This window comes from Rhizobium sp. NZLR11, assembly GCF_019685115.1.
Taxonomy (GTDB): Bacteria; Pseudomonadota; Alphaproteobacteria; order Rhizobiales; family Rhizobiaceae; genus Rhizobium.
Genome location: NZ_JABDWD010000003.1, coordinates 365208 through 383327 on the forward strand (window position 1 = coordinate 365208; position 18120 = coordinate 383327).

Below are 18120 nucleotides of genomic sequence, written 5' to 3' on the forward strand. Positions count from 1 at the left end.
CGGACATGACCGCTGAAACAATTCTCCTCAGTCTGCATCTTTCCGCGCCGGAGCTCATCCTCGCGGTCGGCGCCCTTGTCCTGTTGATGGTCGGCGTCTTTTCAGGCGAGCGGTCGGGCCTCGTCGTCACCGGCCTCGCCATCGTGCTGTTGCTGGCCGCCGGCCTGTGGCTGCTCTTCGTGCCCGCTGAAGGCCTCGCCTATGGCGGCGTCTACATGGCCGACGGCTTCTCCCGCTTCATGAAGCTGGTGGCGCTCATCGGTTCGCTGGTCGCGATGTTCATGTCGATCGGCCACGCACGCGAAAACCAGCTCGACAAGTTCGAGTTCCCGGTTCTGCTGGTGCTTGCGACCCTTGGCATCCTGCTGATGATCTCGGCCAACGACCTGATCTCGCTCTATCTCGCGCTGGAACTGCAGTCGCTGGCGCTCTATGTCGTCGCCGCGATCAACCGTGACAGCCTGAAGTCGACCGAAGCCGGCCTGAAATATTTCGTTCTCGGCGCGCTTTCCTCCGGCATGCTGCTCTACGGCATGTCGCTGGTCTACGGCTTCACCGGCCACACCCACTTCTCCGAGATCGCCCAAGCGCTTTCCGTCGAGGGTGCGCGTTCGCTCGGTCTGATCTTCGGCCTGGTCTTCATCCTTGCCGGCATCGCCTTCAAGATCTCCGCCGTTCCCTTCCATATGTGGACGCCCGATGTTTATGAAGGCGCGCCGACGCCGGTCACCGCCTTCCTCGCAGCAGCCCCCAAGGTTGCCGCCATGGCGATGATGACCCGTATCGTGATCACGGCCTTCCAGCCGGTTCTGGCAGACTGGCAGCAGGTCGTCGTCTTCATCTCGATCGCCTCGATGGTGCTAGGCGCGTTTGCCGCGATCGGCCAAAAGAACATCAAGCGGCTGATGGCCTATTCGTCGATCGGCCACATGGGCTATGCGCTGGTCGGTCTTGCCGCCGGAAACCAGACCGGCGTGACCGGCGTCATGCTGTATATGGTCATCTATATGGTGATGACGCTCGGCACCTTTGCGATCATCATGTCGATGCGCCGCAAGGATGGCACCGTCGTCGAAAACGTCGACGATCTCGCCGGCCTTTCCACCACCAACCCGTTTATGGCCGTGGTGCTGACGGCGCTGATGTTCTCGCTCGCCGGCATCCCGCCGCTCGCCGGCTTCTTCGCCAAGTACTTCGTCTTCGTCGCCGCCATCGAAGCCAAACTTTATGCGCTCGCGATCATCGGCGTTCTCGCCTCGGTGGTCGGCGCCTATTATTATCTGCGCGTCATCAAGCTGATGTGGTTCGATGAGGCGACCGGCGAATTCGCCCGTGTCTCCGGTTCGTTGCGTCTGGTCTTCGGTCTCTCCGGTCTATTCGTCACCGCCTATGTCTTGATCGGCGGCCCGATCGGCGGTGCGGCCGAGCTTGCCGCCGCGACGCTCTTTTGATGACTTCCGACGGACGGCGCCGGATATCGCTCGGCGATTTCAGGCACGAGGCTCTGTCGGAAACATCGTCCACCAACAGCGAATGCCTCGCCCGGGCTCGGGCGGGTGATGGCGGCAATCTCTGGGTGACGGCCGAACGGCAGACCGGCGGCCGCGGCCGCCGCGGCAGGCTTTGGGTTTCCGAAAGCGGCAATCTCTACGCCTCTCTTCTGCTGATCGACCCGGCGCCAATGGAGCGCCTGAGCTCTTTGCCGCTTGCCGTTGCCGTTGCCGTGCACCAGGCGATCCGTCAGGTGCTGCCGCCGGGCGCCGAGCCGCTCGAGATCAAATGGCCGAACGACATCCTCATCGGCCGAAAGAAGACTTGCGGCATTCTCGTCGAAGGCGAGGGGCTCCCGGATGGTCGCTACGCGCTGATCGTCGGCATCGGCGTCAACGTCTCGGTAATGCCGGACAATCCGCTCTACCCCGTCACCTGCCTGCGTCAGCACGCAAGTGCGGCCTCGCCGGAGGAGCTTTTCGCCCATCTCTTCGCGGCGATGGCGGAGGTGCTTGATCAATGGGACCAGGGCCGCGGCGTCGGCGAGATCACGGCGCGTTGGCGCACCATCGCCTGCGGCATCGGCGAAAAGATCACGGTGAATTTGCCGGACCGATCGATTTCCGGACAATTCGCCGGAATTGATGATAATGGCTTGTTGATGCTCGATACCGGCACTGGCAGGATGATGCCCATTGCTGCCGGTGATGTGTTTTTTAGATAGCGGAAAAAACGAAAATTATGGCGAAACAGGACGAGTTGGTATTCCTGCCTCTGGGCGGCGTTGGCGAGATCGGCATGAATCTCGCTCTTTATGGCTACGGCCCGCCCGAGCATCGCCAATGGATCATGGTCGATTGCGGCGTTACCTTTCCCGGCCCCGACCTGCCGGGCGTCGACCTCGTCCTGCCCGATATCCGTTTCCTCGCCAGTGAACGCAAAAACCTCAAGGCGATCATCATCACCCATGCCCATGAAGATCATTATGGCGCGCTCGCCGATCTCTGGCCCGGGCTCAACGTGCCTGTCTATGCCTCGGGCTTTACCGCTGGTCTGCTCGAAGCCAAGCGCAATTTCGAAAAGGTCAGGATCGGCGAAGTGCCGGTGACGCCGTTCAAGGCAGGCGACACCATCAATGTCGGCCCCTTCAGCATCGAAGGTGTGGCCGTCAACCATTCGATCCCCGAGCCGATGTCGCTGATGATCCGCACGCCAGTCGGCAATGTCATCCATACCGGCGACTGGAAGATCGACCACGAGCCTTCGCTCGGCCCTCTGACCGATGAGACGCGGTTCCGTCAGCTCGGCGACGAGGGCGTTCTGGCGCTGATGTGCGATTCCACCAACGCGCTACGCGACGGCGTTTCGCCCTCCGAAAAGGATGTGTCGGAAAGCCTGCGCAAGATCATCGAGAATGCCGAAGGGCGGGTGGCGATCACCACCTTCTCGTCGAATGTCGGGCGCATCCGCACTGTTGCCGAGGCTGCCGAGGCGGCAGGTCGCGAAGTGCTGCTGCTCGGCAGCTCGCTGAAGCGGGTCGTCGACGTTGCCCAGGATATCGGCCTGATGGAGGGCGTGAAGCCTTTCATCTCCGAGGACGAATACGGCTACATCCCGCGCGACAAGGTCGTCGTCATTCTGACCGGCAGCCAGGGCGAGGCGCGGGCAGCGCTTGCCAAGCTTTCCCGCGACGAGATGCGCAATGTGGCATTTGCGGCCGGCGATATCGTCGTGTTTTCCTCGCGCTCCATTCCCGGCAACGAGAAGGCGATCCAGGACATCAAGAACGGCCTCGTCGAGCAGGGTGTGCACATCATCACCGATACCGAGGCGCTGGTTCACGTCTCCGGCCATCCCCGCCGCAACGAGTTGCAACGGATGTACGAGTGGACGCGGCCGAAGATCGTCGTGCCGGTGCATGGCGAGGCGACGCATCTGACGGCGCACAAGGAGCTTGCCGAGCAATCCGGCATCGCCCTGGTGCCGCGCGTGCGCAACGGCGATATTCTGCGGCTGGCGCCCGGTCCCGCCGAGGTGATCGGCCAGGCGCCACATGGCCGCATCTACAAGGACGGTACGCTGATCGGCGATTTCGACGAGATGGGGATCGGCGAGCGCAAGAAGCTTTCCTATGTCGGTCATGTCGCGGTCAGCGTCGTGCTCGACGCCCGCTATGACATCGTCGGTGATCCCGATCTCGTTTCGATCGGCCTGCCGGTCTACGACGTCGAGGGCGAGGAGATGGAAGATACGCTCTTCGAAGCGGCGATCAGCGCCATCGAAAGCATTCCGCGCGCCCGTCGCAAGGATATCGACATGCTGCAGGAGGCCGTGCGCCGGGCCATCCGCTCGGCCGCGAACCAGGTCTGGGGCAAGAAGCCGGTCGTCACCGCCTTCGTCACCAAGGTCTGACCATGCTTGGCCGCGTGAACCATGTCGCCATTGCCGTCGCCGATCTGGCCGCGGCAACGGCCGCCTATCGTGACACGCTAGGCGCTGCCGTATCGCAGCCGCAGGCTCTGCCGGAACACGGCGTCACCGTCGTCTTCGTCGAATTGCCGAACACCAAGGTCGAATTGCTGCAACCGCTCGGCGATACCTCGCCGATCGGAGCCTTCCTCGAAAAGAACCCGTCTGGCGGGATGCACCATATCTGCTACGAGGTGGATGATATCATTCTCGCCCGTGACCGGTTGGTCGAGGCCGGGGCAAGGGTACTCGGCGACGGCCAGCCGAAAACCGGCGCGCATGGCAAACCGGTGCTGTTTCTGCATCCCAAGGATTTCTTCGGCACGCTGATCGAACTTGAACAGGCGTGACCCCTGCGGCAGAATGCCTCCGAGGCGGCTATGCGCGTCATCCGCTTTGAGTTGGCTGCCATTCCGCCGTATAAGGGCGCCTAACTCAAAGTGACAGAACGTCTGTTGCCGTCCTCTAAAGCATGTCGCGCAAAAGTGTGCAGCGGTTTTGCGGCAACGACATGCGTAAAACAAAGAGCTAAAGCGCAAGGAGCGAATCTGAAAGATCGCGACGCGCTTTAGCGCGACACCACCGGGAACCACAATGCTCCAGACATTTCTTCAGGGATTTGCCGTCTACTTCATCGTCTGGTGGATGACGCTGTTTGCCGTCCTGCCGATCGGCCTGCGCACCCAGGCTGAGGACAATGACGTCGTTTTCGGCACCGTTCCGAGCGCGCCCAGCCGGTTTCGTGCCGCCTTCGTCTTTTCACTGACGACGGTGATTTCCGCTCTGATCTACGGCCTCTGGTATGTCTGCGACACCTATTTCGGCTGGGGCTTCGATGCTCTTCCACAACTCGGGCCGAGCTTCTATTAAGAGCTAGCTTTTGCCCAAACTTTGGGCAGATGTATATCACTAAAAAGCGAACTTCGTCACACCAGCGTCATGCGATTGCGGCAAAGAGCTGGCGTAAGGGAATGAGGATCATTCCCTTACGGAAGTTGTTTGGATTTTTAGGGTAGGGTGAAGTCGAAAAGCCAAAAAAAAACAAGGCTAAAAGCCTTGTTTTAAGTATCGCGTGATCTGTAACCGTTGCCGGGGCAGCGACGAGCGCGCCTAAGATCTGATCCTCCCAAGACTTGACCGCGAATTTGGCAAGAATTTATCTCTCTTGCCTGTTTTGTGAGCTAAAGCTAGCTCAAACATTGGGCTTTGTCATTAGCTTTTTTTGCATTTTTGCTACACTCTAGTAAAATTTTTCTGTTGACAAGATTTTCGTTCAAGTCCTTATAAACACGCGCTTTTCGACGCCCTTCCATTTTGGGGCTGCGAACATGCGCTCCGGGGAGGTTGCCAACGTTCGTTGCGGGTTTCCTTCCTGCCGCGAAGCGGCTATGAACGCTCCCGACATCCACCACTGTCTTTCGATTCCGCTTACGGCGGGATCTCAACTGCTTCGGAATCCGCCATGCGTCTGTCCCGCTATTTCATGCCCATCCTCAAGGAAAACCCCAAGGAGGCGGAAATCGTCTCCCACCGGCTGATGTTGCGCGCCGGCATGATCCGCCAGCAGTCGCAGGGCATCTATTCCTGGCTGCCGCTCGGCAAACGCGTGCTCGACAAGGTCAACGCCATTATCCGCGACGAGCAGAACCGCGCCGGCGCCATCGAGCTTTCGATGCCGACCCTGCAGTCGGCCGAACTCTGGCAGGAGAGCGGCCGCTACGACGCCTACGGCAAGGAGATGCTGCGCATCAAGGACCGCCAGGATCGGCCGATGCTCTATGGCCCCACCAACGAGGAGATGGTGACGGATATTTTCCGCTCCTCCGTCAAGTCGTACAAGGACCTGCCGCTCAATCTCTATCACATCCAGCTGAAGTTCCGCGACGAGATTCGCCCGCGCTTCGGCACCATGCGCTCGCGCGAATTCATGATGAAGGATGCCTATTCCTTCGATCTGACGCGTGAAGCGGCGGAGCATTCCTACAACAAGATGTTCGCCGCCTACCTCAGAACCTTCGACCGGCTCGGCCTGCGCGCCATTCCGATGCGCGCCGATACCGGCCCGATCGGCGGCAAGCTCAGCCATGAATTCATCATTCTCGCCGACACCGGCGAATCCGAGGTTTTCTGCCACAAGGATTTCGTCGACTTCAATATACCCGACGAACGCACTGATTTCGACAGTGTCGAAGGCCTGCAGGCGATCTTCGACAAGTGGACCTCGCTCTATGCGGCGACCTCGGAAATGCATGACGAGGCGGCCTTCAACGCCGTTCCCGAAGGCGACCGCCTATCGGCACGCGGCATCGAGGTCGGCCACATCTTCTATTTCGGCACGAAATATTCGGAGCCGATGGGCGCGAAAGTGCAGGGACCCGACGGCAAGGAACATTTCGTTCACATGGGTTCCTACGGTATCGGCCCGACACGCCTTGTTCCCGCCATCATCGAAGCCTCGCATGACGACAATGGAATCATCTGGCCGGCATCGGTGGCGCCCTTCGATGTCGTGGTGATCAACATGAAGGCAGGCGATCAGGCCTGCGACGATACCTGCGAGCTGATCTATGCCGCGCTGACCAAGGCCGGCAAGGATGTGCTCTACGACGATACCGACGACCGGGCCGGCACGAAATTCGCGACCGCCGACCTGATCGGTGTGCCCGTCCAGATCATCGCCGGCCCGCGCGCGGTCGCAAACGGCGAAGTCGAGGTGAAGGACCGCAAGACCGGCGCCCGCGAAACGATGACCATCGAAGCGGCGATCAACAGGTTCGTGGCTTAAGGAAACGGAGGCGAAATGGCAGAGGCAGCAGTGGACCGGAGTTCAAAATCCGGCTTGGGTCCGGCTGGCAAGCCATTTTCCACCTTCGAACGCCTCGTGGCGTGGCGCTATCTGCGCGCCCGCCGCAAGGAAGCCTTCATCTCGGTCATCGCCGGCTTTTCCTTCGTCGGCATCACGCTCGGCGTTGCGACGCTGATCATCGTCATGGCGGTGATGAACGGCTTCCGCACCGAGCTCGTCTCGCGCATCCTCGGCATTAACGGCCACATGATTGTCCAGCCGTCCGATGGTCCCTTCACCGATTATCCCGACCTCTCCAGCAGGCTGGCCGCCGTGCCCGGCGTCAAAATGGCGCTGCCCTTGGTAGAAGGCCAGGTGCTTGCCTCCGCCCAAGCTGGCGGCAGCACCGGTGCTTTGGTGCGCGGCGCCCGCGCCGAGGACTTGACCAAGCTGAAGACCATCTCCGACAACATCAAATCAGGCGACATGGTGGGTTATGCCTCCGGCCAAGGCGTGCTGATCGGCACCGGCATGGCCAACCAACTCGGCCTGAGCGTCGGCGACCTCATCACCCTGACCTCGCCGGATGGTGACATTACGCCGATGGGCGTCAGCCCGCGCGTCAAGTCCTACAAGATCTCCGGCCTCTTCGAGATCGGCATGTCGGAATATGATTCCTCGATCATCTTCATGCCGCTCGAGGAAGCGCAGCTGTATTTCAATGCCGAGGGACTGGTGCAGTCGATCGAGCTTTTCGTCGATCACCCCGACGACATCGACGCTCTGAAGCCCAAGGTGGAGGAAGCGGCAGGCCGCCAGATCAACCTCACCGACTGGCGCCAGCGCAATCAGACCTTCTTTTCGGCGCTGCAGGTCGAGCGCAACGTCATGTTCATGATCCTGACGCTGATCGTGCTTGTCGCGGCGTTGAACATCATCTCCGGTCTCATCATGCTGGTGAAGGACAAGGGCAGCGATATCGCCATTCTGCGCACCATGGGCGCCAGCGCCGGCGCGATCATGCGCATCTTCTTCATGACCGGGGCGGCGATCGGTATCGTCGGCACCGTTGCCGGCGTGCTGCTCGGCGTCCTCGTCTGCGTCAACATCGAATCCATCCGCCAGTTCTTCTCCTGGATTTCAGGCACGGTGATCTTCAATCCGCAGGTCTATTTCCTCAGTCAGCTGCCGGCCGAGATGGATCTCAGCGAAACCATCTCGATCGTCGTCATGGCGCTGACGCTCTCCTTCATCGCGACCATCTTCCCGGCCTGGCGCGCCTCCAGGCTCGATCCGGTGCAGGCCCTACGCTACGAATAAGGAATGCCGCCTTCATGAAACGCAACGTCGTTCTCAAGCTTACCGGCGTCGAGCGCCATTACGGGCAGGGCGATATGCTGCTCCCGATCCTGAAGAGCGCGGATTTCTCGCTGTCGAAAGGCGAGATCGTCGCTCTCGTTGCCCCCTCCGGCACGGGCAAGTCGACCCTGCTGCATGTCGCCGGCCTCTTGGAACATCCCGATGGCGGTGAAGTCAGCATCAACGGCCATGCCTGCGACGGCCTGAGCGATGAGAAACGTACCGCGATCCGCCGCAGCGAGATCGGCTTCGTCTATCAATTCCACCACCTGTTGCCGGAATTTTCCGCACTCGAGAACATCATGATGCCGCAGCTGATCGCCGGGCTGTCCTGGAAGGAGGCCGGTGAGCGGGCGGGCCAGCTTCTCGATTATATGCGCATCGGCCATCGTGGCGCCCATCGCCCTGGCGAGCTTTCCGGCGGCGAGCAACAGCGCGTCGCGATCGCCCGCGCCGTCGCCAATGCGCCGAGCTTGCTTCTTGCCGACGAGCCGACCGGCAACCTCGACCCGGAAACGGCAAGCTACGTCTTCGATGCGCTGGAGGCGCTGGTGCGCCAGTCCGGCCTCGCGGCCCTCATCGCCACCCACAATCATGAACTCGCCCGTCGCATGGATCGGCGCGTGACGATCGCGGATGGCAAGGTCGTCGATTTCTAGAGCATGTCGCCCGGACGTGTGCAGCGGTTCCGGGATAACGCTGCAGAAACAAAAATCTAAGGCAGCGATTACGGGATGACCAGCCCGCCGCGATAATCGAGCATATAGGCCTTCTGGCCGTTTACCATGATGCATTCGTGGCCGCTGAACCGCTCGCAACCGCCTTCGCTGCGGTCGAGATAGCGGCCGGTTGGATGATCGAATTCCATCCCGCCGAGAAAGCGCTCCTGCCGATACATGGCTGAAAGTGCCGCTTTGATCACTGCCCCGGCGGCAGCGCCGTCGATGAGATCTGGTGCGACGATCCAACCGAAATAGTTCATCACCCACACGGGCTCGCCGGCAAACCACACCACCTCCTGTCCAGCGAAATCGGTGCCGCCGAAATAGCTGTCGAGATAGCGCCAGTCGCCGCGCTCATAGCCCATATCGTGGGCACCCGGCCGGCAGGGCGCGCGCGGCACGCCGCCGCCGACATAGGTCGCAGCCTTGGCCTCTACGACGAATTCGTTCAGCATCGCAATGTCGAGCACGTCGTTCTCCTCTCGGCCGGATGCTGGCAAATATGCAGTGATCTGTAAAGAACAAAAAAAGAACATCAGCCGAGACAAGCGGGTCGTCTTGAGAGGAGGTCGGCCGTCTGGCGACCATGTCACGATCTACGGCAGATCGCGAAACAACATCGCTCCTCATCAGATCGCGTCCCGGACCTTACCGAATCGCAATGCGCATCCCGGGATTTTCTAACGCAAGAAAGAAGGAAAAGATTCCTGTTGACAACGGAACAAACATCGAACAAATTAAAAACATAACAAGTAAGGGAGAGCCAAATGACTGACATGATCCGTGATATCGCAGCATTCACCTCCATCGCAATGTTCGTTGCCAGCTTCTCGCTCATCGTCATGGCAATCTAAAGTTTTCAGGGGACCGCATGGCAGTCATGCGGTCCGGACGCGGGACTTCTTCTGGACATCTTCGCCCTCTATGCCGACAATGCGTCCGATTCATTCGGGTGATTGGGAAGGCATGGCATGGCGGATACGGCAAAGGGTTCAACGGCTGAGGTGACCGGCGGCACGCCGGGCTTCATCCACCTGAGGGTCCACTCCGCCTATTCGCTTCTCGAAGGCGCCTTGCCGCTGAAGAAGATCCTTTACAAGGCGACCGGCGACAGCCAGCCGGCGATCGCCATTACCGACACCAACAATCTGTTCGTCGCGCTGGAATTCTCCCAGAAAGCGATGGAGGAGGGCCTGCAGCCGATCATCGGCTGCCAGGTCTCGATCGACATGGAAGACGGGCTGGAAACGGAAAAGCGCGGCGGCCAGCAGGCCCTGATCAAGCTGCCGTCGATCGTTCTTCTCGCTGCCACCGATGCCGGTTACGAACGGCTCGTCGACCTCGTCAGCCGCGCCTATCTCGGCGGCGAAAGCAACCAGGCCATTCATATCAAGGCCTCCTGGCTGGAAGAGGCCGGCACAGAAGGGTTGATCGCCCTGACCGGCGCCCTGACCGGGCCTGTCGACGTGGCGATCAAGGAGGGCCATGCAGCCCAGGCGGAAGTCCGGCTGCTTGCGCTGAAGCGTCTCTTTGGCGACCGGCTCTATGTCGAGCTGCAGCGGCACGGTACCTACGACAAGCGCCATGAGCAGAGGATCGTCGGGCTTGCCTATCTCAACGACCTGCCGCTGGTTGCGACCAACGAGGCCTTCTTTCCGACACGCGACGATTACGACGCCCATGATGCGCTGATGGCGGTCGCCCACAATGCCATCGTCTCCGACGATAGCCGCTTTCGCCTGACCCCGGACCATTATCTGAAGAGCCGGGCCGAGATGGCCAAGCTCTTCGCCGATCTGCCGGAAGCGCTGGAAAACACCATCGAGATCGCCAAGCGTTGCTCCTTCGTGCTGAAGACGCGAAAGCCGATCCTGCCGCGCTTCACCGGTGCGACCGACGATCCCGAGGAGGCCGAACGCGCCGAGGCGAGCGAACTGCGCCGCCAGGCAGTCGAAGGGCTGGACATGCGGCTTTCGACGCTCGGCATGTCGCCGGGTTACGAGGAAAAGGAATATCGCGAGCGACTGGATTTTGAACTCAGCGTCATCGAGCGCATGCGTTTTCCCGGGTACTTCCTGATCGTTGCCGACTTCATCAAATGGGCCAAGCAGCAGGATATACCGGTCGGCCCGGGCCGCGGTTCGGGCGCAGGTTCCCTGGTCGCCTACGCGTTGACGATCACCGACGTCGATCCGCTGCGGTTTTCGCTGCTCTTCGAGCGCTTCCTCAATCCGGAACGCGTCTCGATGCCGGACTTCGACATCGACTTCTGCCAGGACCGCCGCGAAGAGGTGATCCGCTACGTCCAGGCCAAGTATGGCCGCGAGCAGGTGGCGCAGATCATCACCTTCGGTTCGCTGCAGGCGCGCGCCGCCCTTCGCGATGTCGGCCGCGTGCTGGAAATGCCTTACGGCCAGGTAGACAAGATCTGCAAACTCGTGCCGAACAATCCGGCCAATCCGACGCCGCTGTCCAAAGCGATCGAGGAGGAGCCGAAGCTGCAGGAGGAGGCGGCGAAGGAGCCGGTCGTCGCGCGCCTGCTCGACATTGCCCAGAAGATCGAGGGGCTTTACCGCCATGCCTCGACGCATGCCGCCGGCATCGTCATCGGCGACCGCCCGCTTTCCAAGCTGGTGCCGATGTATCGCGATCCGCGCTCCGACATGCCGGTCACCCAGTTCAACATGAAATGGGTAGAGCAGGCCGGCCTGGTCAAATTCGACTTTCTTGGCCTGAAGACGCTGACGGTGCTGAAGGTCGCGGTCGATTTTGTCGCCAAGCTCGGCGTCAAGGTCGATCTCGCGGCGATCCCTCTCGACGACAAGAAGACCTACGAGATGCTGTCGCGCGGCGAGACGGTCGGCGTGTTCCAGGTGGAAAGTGCCGGCATGCGCAAGGCGCTGATCGGCATGAAGCCGGACTGCATCGAGGACATCATCGCCCTGGTGGCGCTCTACCGTCCGGGTCCGATGGAGAACATCCCGACCTACAATGCCCGCAAGCACGGTGAAGAAGAGCTGGAATCGATCCATCCGATGATCGACCACCTGCTCAAGGAAACCCAAGGCGTCATCGTCTACCAGGAACAGGTGATGCAGATCGCCCAGGTCCTGTCCGGTTACTCGCTCGGAGAAGCCGATCTTCTGCGCCGCGCCATGGGCAAGAAGATCAAGGCCGAGATGGACCAGCAGCGCGAACGCTTCGTCGTCGGCGCCGTCAAGAACGGCGTATCGAAGCCGCAGGCCGACAATATCTTCGAACTGCTGGCGAAGTTCGCCAATTACGGCTTCAACAAGTCGCATGCCGCTGCCTACGCCATCGTCTCCTACCAGACGGCCTATATGAAGGCGCATTATCCGGTCGAATTCCTCGCCGCCTCGATGACGCTCGACATGTCCAACACCGAAAAGGTCAACGATTTCCGCCAGGATGCCAAGCGCCTCGGTATCGAAGTGATCGCACCCTCGGTGCAGACCTCCTTCCGCCATTTCCAGACCGGCGCCAACCGCATCTATTATGCGCTCGCCGCCCTCAAGGGCGTCGGCGAATCCGCCGTCGACCATATCGTCGAGGTGCGTGGCGACAAGCCTTTTGCCGGCATCGAGGATTTCTGCCTGCGCATCGATCCGCGCCAGGTCAATCGCCGCGTGCTTGAAAGCCTGATTTTTGCCGGCGCCTTCGATTGTTTCGGCACCGACCGCGCCCAGCTTTCGGCCGGCCTCGACCGCATCCTCGGTTATGCCCAGCGCGCCCAAGAGAACAAGCTGAGCGGCCAGTCGGACATTTTCGGCAGCACCCTGACCTCGGGGCCGGAAAAAATCTCCCTGCCGCCGTTCTCGCCCTGGCTTGCCTCCGAGCGGCTGCTCAAGGAATTCCAGGTGCTGGGCTTCTATCTCACAGCCCACCCGCTCGATTCCTACAGCAACCTCCTGCAGAAGATGCGGGTGCAGACCTTTGCCGAATTTTCCCAAGCAATCAAACAGGGCGCCTTCAATGCGCGCCTCGCCGGCACCGTCATTTCGAAGCAGGAGCGCAAGACCCGCACCGGCAACAAGATGGGCATCATCGTCTTTTCCGACTCCTCCGGCCAGTTCGAGGCGGTGCTGTTTTCGGAAATGCTCAACCAGTATCGCGACGTGCTGGAGTCGGGAAAATCCTTCGTGCTGACCGCAACCGGCGAGGAGCGGCCGGAAGGCATCGGCTTGCGCATCCAGACGATCCAGTCGCTGGAGGAAAAGTCGCTGCAGATGCAGAAGGCGCTGCGCGTCTATGTCCGCGATTCCGGACCGCTGAAGATGGTCGCCGGTCATCTCAACGCCAAGGGCGACGGCCTCGTGTCCTTCATCGTCATCAAGGAGGAGGGCAAACGCGAGGTGGAAGTGGCGCTGGCGGAGAAATACCGCATCACCCCGGAGATCGCCGCCGCTCTTCGCGCCGCCCCCGGTGTCGTCGATGTCGAGCTTGTCTGATCACCCCGGCTGATGGTGATCAAATCTGGGTGATCGTGATCAGCCACGCGTAATGGTGATGAAATCCGTGCCGTCGCCGGTGTCACGGCCAAGGCCGGTATCGGAGATCGTCAGCGTCGAGCCGGGCGCGATCAGCGCGTCGATCCTGCGGCGGGTCTCCTCCGGGATCGTGATGCGGCTGAGCGACCGGACAATCGGCCTGCCGGTGATGATCGAGCTTTCCTGGTTGGTGATGCCGAGCCGCTTCATCGTCTCGCGGGAGAGATTGTTTTCCAGCGTGATGCCGAGCCAGTCCGCCGTGCCGGCCGTTTCATCGACCGCATGCAGCGTGAAGAAATGTGTGCCAAGCGCCAAGCCCGGATCGGCGATGGTCACCGGCGCTTCGAAGATCGGCTTGAACGCCCGGCGCACCATGATGACGCCGTTCGGCGGTTCACCCTTGCCCGCCGCGGCATAGACTTCCCTCAGGAGCGCGTCGGAGACCAGACTTCTGTCACCGACAAATTCGGCCGGCCGCAGCGTCTTGAAAGTCTTGATCGCCTGCACGGTCGACGGCCCGAGCAAGCCGTCCGGATCGCCGGCGGAAAAGCCGAGCTGGTTGAGCAAGGCCTGGATGTCGATGATCGTCTCGCGCAGCGTGCGGCGGGTGATCAGCATGCTGATCGGCTCGGACGGCGGCTCGGGTTCGTGCGCGGTGATCGGCGAAGCTGCCGGCATCGGCATGGCCGCCGTATCGTTCATCGCCACCTGCACCGGTGTGCCCGGACTGTCGGGCATCGAGGGCCGCAGTTCGACATCTGAAAGCAGCAGCATCGGCGCCGGCGCTTGCCGATGGAAAAGGGTCGGATGGTCGATCGGCTGCGGCGCCACTTGGCCGTCGCTGATGATGACGGGAATGCCGGGCTCGGTCATCCCGTAGAGCATCTTTGCAAAGGCGCCCGGCATGCGCACGCAGCCATGTGAGGCCGGATAACGCGGCACGGAATTCGATTCGTGCAGCGCAATGCCGGACCAGGTCAGCCTTTGCATGAACGGCATCGGCGCCGCCGAATAGAGATTGGATTCATGGTATTTCTGCTTTTCGAGCACCGAGAAGATGCCGCTCGGCGTCGTGTGCCCGTCCTTGCCGGTCGAGACCTTCGAGGTCGCGACGACCTCGGTACCGTCATAGACCGCAAGCGACTGCCTGTCCTTCGAGACGATGATCTGCAGCGTGCGCGCATCTGCGGCAAGGGCAGGGTGCACGAGTGCGGTGGCCGACAGCAAGCCGAGGCCGAAGACGAGACGCGAGAACATGATACCCAACCATACGCAATACTTGCAGGGCACACTATGGGACGAAGTTTAAGGAAGATTTTATAGGCTGCGCGGCAGCCCGGGCTCACGCCTTAGTGATCGCGCTTGCCGCTGCCGAAGGTGTAGCCGGTCTCGACCGTGTTCTTGCCGAACTTGTCGCGCAGCTTGTCCATCGCCGCTTCGGCGGCCGCTCGCCGGCCGGAGTGCCGGTCGATGAGATCGGGCGGATCGGCGCGCGCGGCATCGCCGAGATCGCTGACGCCGATGCCGATCAGTCGGAACTTCGTGCCATCAGTTTCTTTTTCGAGAAGCTCGAGCCCGGTGCGGAAGATCCTGTCGGCAAGCTGGGTCGGGTCTTCGAGCTTGCGGTTGCGGGTGCGCGATTTGAAATCGGCGCTCTTCATCTTCAGGACGACGGTCTGGCCGGCAATGCCGCTTTTCTTCAGCCGCCAGGAGACCTTTTCGGAGAGGTTGCGCAGGATCGGCACCAGATCGTCATAACGCCAGATGTCGTCGAAGAAGGTCGTCTCGGACGAAACGCTCTTGGCCGCATCGTTGAGATGCACTTCACGGTCGTCGATGCCACGCGACAGCCGGGCGAGCCGCTGGCCGATGCTGCCGTAGCGGCGCATCAGGTCGTTTTCCTCCATCTGCTGCAACTGGCCGATGGTACGGATGCCATCTGCCTCCAGCGTCGCCGCAAAGGCCTTGCCGACGCCCCAGATGGTGGTGACGGGGCGCGGCGCCAGGAACTCGACCGCTTCTTCACGGCCGATGACGGAAAAGCCGCGCGGCTTGTGCAGGTCGGAGGCAACCTTGGCGAGGAATTTGCAATAGGAAAGCCCGACCGAAACGCTGATGCCGATTTCCTTTTCGACCCGGCGGGCGAATTTGGCGAGGGTGCGCGCCGGCGGATCGTGATGCAGCCTCTCGGTGCCACCAAGCTCGAGGAAGGCTTCGTCGATCGACAGCGGTTGCACCAGCGGCGTCAGATCCTGCATCATGGCGCGCACCTGGCGCCCGACCCGGACATATTTCTCCATGTCGGGCCTGATGACGATCGCCTCGGGGCATGCTTCCAGCGCTTTGAACATCGGCATCGCCGAACGCACGCCGTGGATGCGGGCGATATAACAGGCGGTGGAGACGACGCCGCGTTTGCCGCCGCCGATGATCACCGGCTTGTCGGCAAGTTCCGGATTGTCGCGTTTCTCGACGGCCGCGTAAAAGGCGTCGCAATCAATATGCGCAAGCGTCAATGCGTAGAGCTCGCGATGGCGCACCAGGCGGGGGCTGCCGCAGGACACACAACGGCGCGCCTCGCCCTTCTGCTCGGCAAGGCAGTCGCGACAGAAGCCGGGTGTCTTGTCGGGCGTGGGCGTCATCATGAGAACAAAGATTGAACGCCGCAACATTACGCCCTAAGCTTCCGAGTCTCAAGAGAGGCGGGAGCTTTGCCTTTGGATAACGATCTTCGTTTCGAGCCGGTAACGCCAGAACGCTGGGGCGACTTCGAAATCCTGTTCGGGCCGCAAGGTGCCTTCTATAATTGCTGGTGCGTCGCGCTGCGCCTGCCGCATGCGATAAGAACGAAGATGGCGACCGAGGAGCGCAAGGCGCATATGCAGGACCGGATCAAGGCGGGGCCGCCGCCGGGCATTCTCTGTTATGCGGATGGCGCACCGGTTGCCTGGGTGCAGGTCGGGCCGCGCCATGACGTGCCGCAGTTCAATTCGCCGCGCACCGTCTCGCGGCCGCTGGAGGAGGGTGATGCGCATGATCCATCCATCTGGGCCGTCAGCTGCTTCTTCCTGCTGCCCGGACTGCGTGGCAAGGGAATGAGCCATCGCCTGCTTTCCCTTGCGATCGACCATGCGCGGCGCCAGGGAGCGCGGCTGCTCGAAGCCTGTCCGATCGATCATGTGAAGCAGTCGAAATCCGTGACCCTCTGCGTCGGCTCGACGGCGATCTTCGATGCGGCCGGTTTCGAGATGGTGGCACGGCGCAAGGATGGCCGTCCGCTCATGCGGCTGGAACTGCGCGCATGAGAGCGCCGGAAAGAAAATGCGCCTCGATCAATTCGGCCGCATGCGTCCAGTCGCTGGCGCGGCTGATGTCGTCAGCGGCAGCCGGTGCGAAACGATGGACGGGCGAGTTCGGCATCAGATGAATCAGCAGGCAATCGGCGACGTGATCCCTGACGGAATGCAGATTGCGCGCCATATCATCGATGAAGACGACGGGAAGGGAGCGGCTGGCATGCAAGGCGTGAACGATCGGCCCCTTCGGCTGCTCGGTGGCAAGCAGCGGAAAAAGCAGGCCCAGCCTGTCGAGCAGGCGGCGGCGCTGGTCCTGGAACCGCGGCTGCATCGCCGTCAGGAACAGCACGTCGGCCTCCTGCGAAAGCCGGTCGAGCGTTTCGACGACGCGGTCGAGCGGCGTCTGCCACAGCTCCTGCGCCTCGAAGAATTCCTCGATCAGCCGGCTGACCTGCGGATCCTCGATCTCCGCGCCATCCGCCTGCGAGACGATGTTGCCGTGAAGCTTAAACGATCGCGGCAGAAACGCGTGTCCCTGGCTTTGAAGGAAAAGCTGGAAAGGACCGATGAACTGCAGCACGACGTCGTCGACGTCGCAGACGATCAACGGGCGTTCGCCGAGGCGGATATGCGAGACATCGAGGTCCGGAGTGCGGGCCACGGTCAGTATTCTCCGGAATCGAGACCCGGCGAAGAGAAATGCCGCCAGGCGGCGGTCACCGTCTCCGGGCTGATGCCGCTCGCAGCGCAGAAAGCCATCGCCGTCGGTTCGTGGTTCATCAGGAAATCCATCATGCCGGCAAGGAATCCCGGGTCGTCGACGGCGTTGCGCACCTGGCCGGGCGCGACACCCGTCAGGGCGAGGAATCGGCCGAACATGTCGGAATCGCCGGCGAGCCAACCGAGCACGGCGATCGCGGTTGCGTGCGGGTCGGCGGCCTGTTGTTTCGAAGTCTTGAAGTTGCTTTGCATTTCGAGGGGTAAGTTACCTTTTCTTCAACCAAATACCGCTAGCGTGCGCTATCGGTTTCACGGAGCTATTGTCCGCATGTGCTTATCTCATGGGACCAACGGCTGCTTGAACGGACGTAGGGACAGCTTGTCATGCCCAAACAGGTGATGATTGTAGAAGATAACGAGCTCAACATGAAGCTCTTTCGCGACCTCATCGAGGCGTCCGGGTACACCACGATCCAGACGAGAAATGGCATGGAGGCGCTCGATCTGGCGCGCAAGCATCGCCCCGACCTCATCCTGATGGATATTCAGCTTCCCGAGGTTTCCGGCCTCGAAGTCACGAAATGGCTGAAGGAAGACGACGAGCTGCACGTCATTCCCGTCATTGCCGTCACGGCTTTCGCGATGAAGGGCGACGAGGAGCGGATCCGCCAGGGCGGCTGTGAGGCCTATGTTTCCAAGCCGATCTCGGTTCCGAAATTCATCGAGACGATCAAGACCTATCTGGGCGATGCCTGACGCATCGGAAAGAC

The 18120-nt window shown here is 61.3% G+C and carries 16 protein-coding genes; 11 read left to right on the forward strand and 5 right to left on the reverse strand.

Annotated features, from left to right (window positions below):
• Positions 1 to 5 precede the first annotated feature (5 nt).
• From nuoN to HJB83_RS08100, 8 genes are all read left to right on the forward strand, one after another.
• Positions 6 to 1451: an NADH-quinone oxidoreductase subunit NuoN gene (gene nuoN, locus HJB83_RS08065; protein WP_221115186.1), complete on the forward strand. Its 1446-nt coding sequence runs from the start codon at positions 6 to 8 to the stop codon at positions 1449 to 1451.
• The gene (locus HJB83_RS08070; protein WP_221131543.1) at positions 1451 to 2215 is read left to right on the forward strand and encodes a biotin--[acetyl-CoA-carboxylase] ligase; all 765 of its coding nucleotides are present in this window, start codon (positions 1451 to 1453) and stop codon (positions 2213 to 2215) included. The genes nuoN and HJB83_RS08070 overlap by 1 nt, the downstream gene beginning before the upstream one ends.
• Positions 2216 to 2232: 17 nt before the next feature.
• Positions 2233 to 3903 carry a ribonuclease J gene (locus tag HJB83_RS08075; RefSeq protein ID WP_221131544.1) on the forward strand — a complete coding sequence of 557 codons (1671 nt, stop codon included), beginning with the start codon at positions 2233 to 2235 and terminating at the stop codon, positions 3901 to 3903.
• Between the two features lie 2 nt (positions 3904 to 3905).
• Positions 3906 to 4310 carry a methylmalonyl-CoA epimerase gene (gene mce / locus HJB83_RS08080; protein ID WP_207583798.1) on the forward strand — a complete coding sequence of 135 codons (405 nt, stop codon included), beginning with the start codon at positions 3906 to 3908 and terminating at the stop codon, positions 4308 to 4310.
• A gap of 244 nt (positions 4311 to 4554) precedes the next feature.
• Complete coding sequence (locus HJB83_RS08085) at positions 4555 to 4830, forward strand: DUF1467 family protein (RefSeq protein WP_207583799.1); 276 nt, start codon at positions 4555 to 4557, stop codon at positions 4828 to 4830.
• A gap of 592 nt (positions 4831 to 5422) precedes the next feature.
• A complete protein-coding gene (gene proS, locus HJB83_RS08090; RefSeq protein WP_207583800.1) occupies positions 5423 to 6745 on the forward strand; it encodes a proline--tRNA ligase in 1323 nt (440 codons plus the stop codon).
• A 15-nt stretch (positions 6746 to 6760) separates the two neighbouring features.
• Positions 6761 to 8065 carry a lipoprotein-releasing ABC transporter permease subunit gene (locus tag HJB83_RS08095; protein WP_207583801.1) on the forward strand — a complete coding sequence of 435 codons (1305 nt, stop codon included), beginning with the start codon at positions 6761 to 6763 and terminating at the stop codon, positions 8063 to 8065.
• A 14-nt stretch (positions 8066 to 8079) separates the two neighbouring features.
• A complete protein-coding gene (locus tag HJB83_RS08100; RefSeq protein WP_221131545.1) occupies positions 8080 to 8763 on the forward strand; it encodes an ABC transporter ATP-binding protein in 684 nt (227 codons plus the stop codon).
• A gap of 68 nt (positions 8764 to 8831) precedes the next feature.
• Here the strand turns inward: HJB83_RS08100 and HJB83_RS08105 are convergent, their stop codons facing one another.
• Positions 8832 to 9296: a DUF5680 domain-containing protein gene (locus HJB83_RS08105; protein WP_207583803.1), complete on the reverse strand. Its 465-nt coding sequence runs from the start codon at positions 9294 to 9296 to the stop codon at positions 8832 to 8834.
• 501 nt (positions 9297 to 9797) lie between these two features.
• Between HJB83_RS08105 and dnaE the strand changes: the two genes are divergently transcribed.
• Positions 9798 to 13295, forward strand: coding sequence for a DNA polymerase III subunit alpha (gene dnaE / locus HJB83_RS08110; protein ID WP_221131546.1), 3498 nt, complete (start codon positions 9798 to 9800; stop codon positions 13293 to 13295).
• 39 nt (positions 13296 to 13334) lie between these two features.
• Here the strand turns inward: dnaE and HJB83_RS08115 are convergent, their stop codons facing one another.
• Both HJB83_RS08115 and HJB83_RS08120 read right to left on the reverse strand, forming a co-directional pair.
• The gene (locus tag HJB83_RS08115; RefSeq protein WP_221115181.1) at positions 13335 to 14591 is read right to left on the reverse strand and encodes a L,D-transpeptidase family protein; all 1257 of its coding nucleotides are present in this window, start codon (positions 14589 to 14591) and stop codon (positions 13335 to 13337) included.
• Positions 14592 to 14683: 92 nt separating this feature from the next.
• A complete protein-coding gene (locus tag HJB83_RS08120; protein ID WP_207584290.1) occupies positions 14684 to 15976 on the reverse strand; it encodes a DNA polymerase IV in 1293 nt (430 codons plus the stop codon).
• A 75-nt stretch (positions 15977 to 16051) separates the two neighbouring features.
• On the opposite strand from HJB83_RS08120, the gene HJB83_RS08125 reads away from it, so the two are divergent.
• Complete coding sequence (locus HJB83_RS08125) at positions 16052 to 16639, forward strand: GNAT family N-acetyltransferase (RefSeq protein ID WP_207583806.1); 588 nt, start codon at positions 16052 to 16054, stop codon at positions 16637 to 16639.
• Here the strand turns inward: HJB83_RS08125 and HJB83_RS08130 are convergent.
• Both HJB83_RS08130 and HJB83_RS08135 read right to left on the reverse strand, forming a co-directional pair.
• Complete coding sequence (locus HJB83_RS08130) at positions 16614 to 17291, reverse strand: hypothetical protein (protein WP_221131547.1); 678 nt, start codon at positions 17289 to 17291, stop codon at positions 16614 to 16616. The genes HJB83_RS08125 and HJB83_RS08130 overlap by 26 nt on opposite strands.
• A 2-nt stretch (positions 17292 to 17293) precedes the next feature.
• The gene (locus tag HJB83_RS08135) at positions 17294 to 17602 is read right to left on the reverse strand and encodes a DUF3572 domain-containing protein (protein WP_221131548.1); all 309 of its coding nucleotides are present in this window, start codon (positions 17600 to 17602) and stop codon (positions 17294 to 17296) included.
• Positions 17603 to 17734: 132 nt separating this feature from the next.
• Between HJB83_RS08135 and HJB83_RS08140 the strand changes: the two genes are divergently transcribed.
• Positions 17735 to 18106, forward strand: coding sequence for a response regulator (locus tag HJB83_RS08140; RefSeq protein ID WP_003547430.1), 372 nt, complete (start codon positions 17735 to 17737; stop codon positions 18104 to 18106).
• Positions 18107 to 18120: the final 14 nt, after the last annotated feature.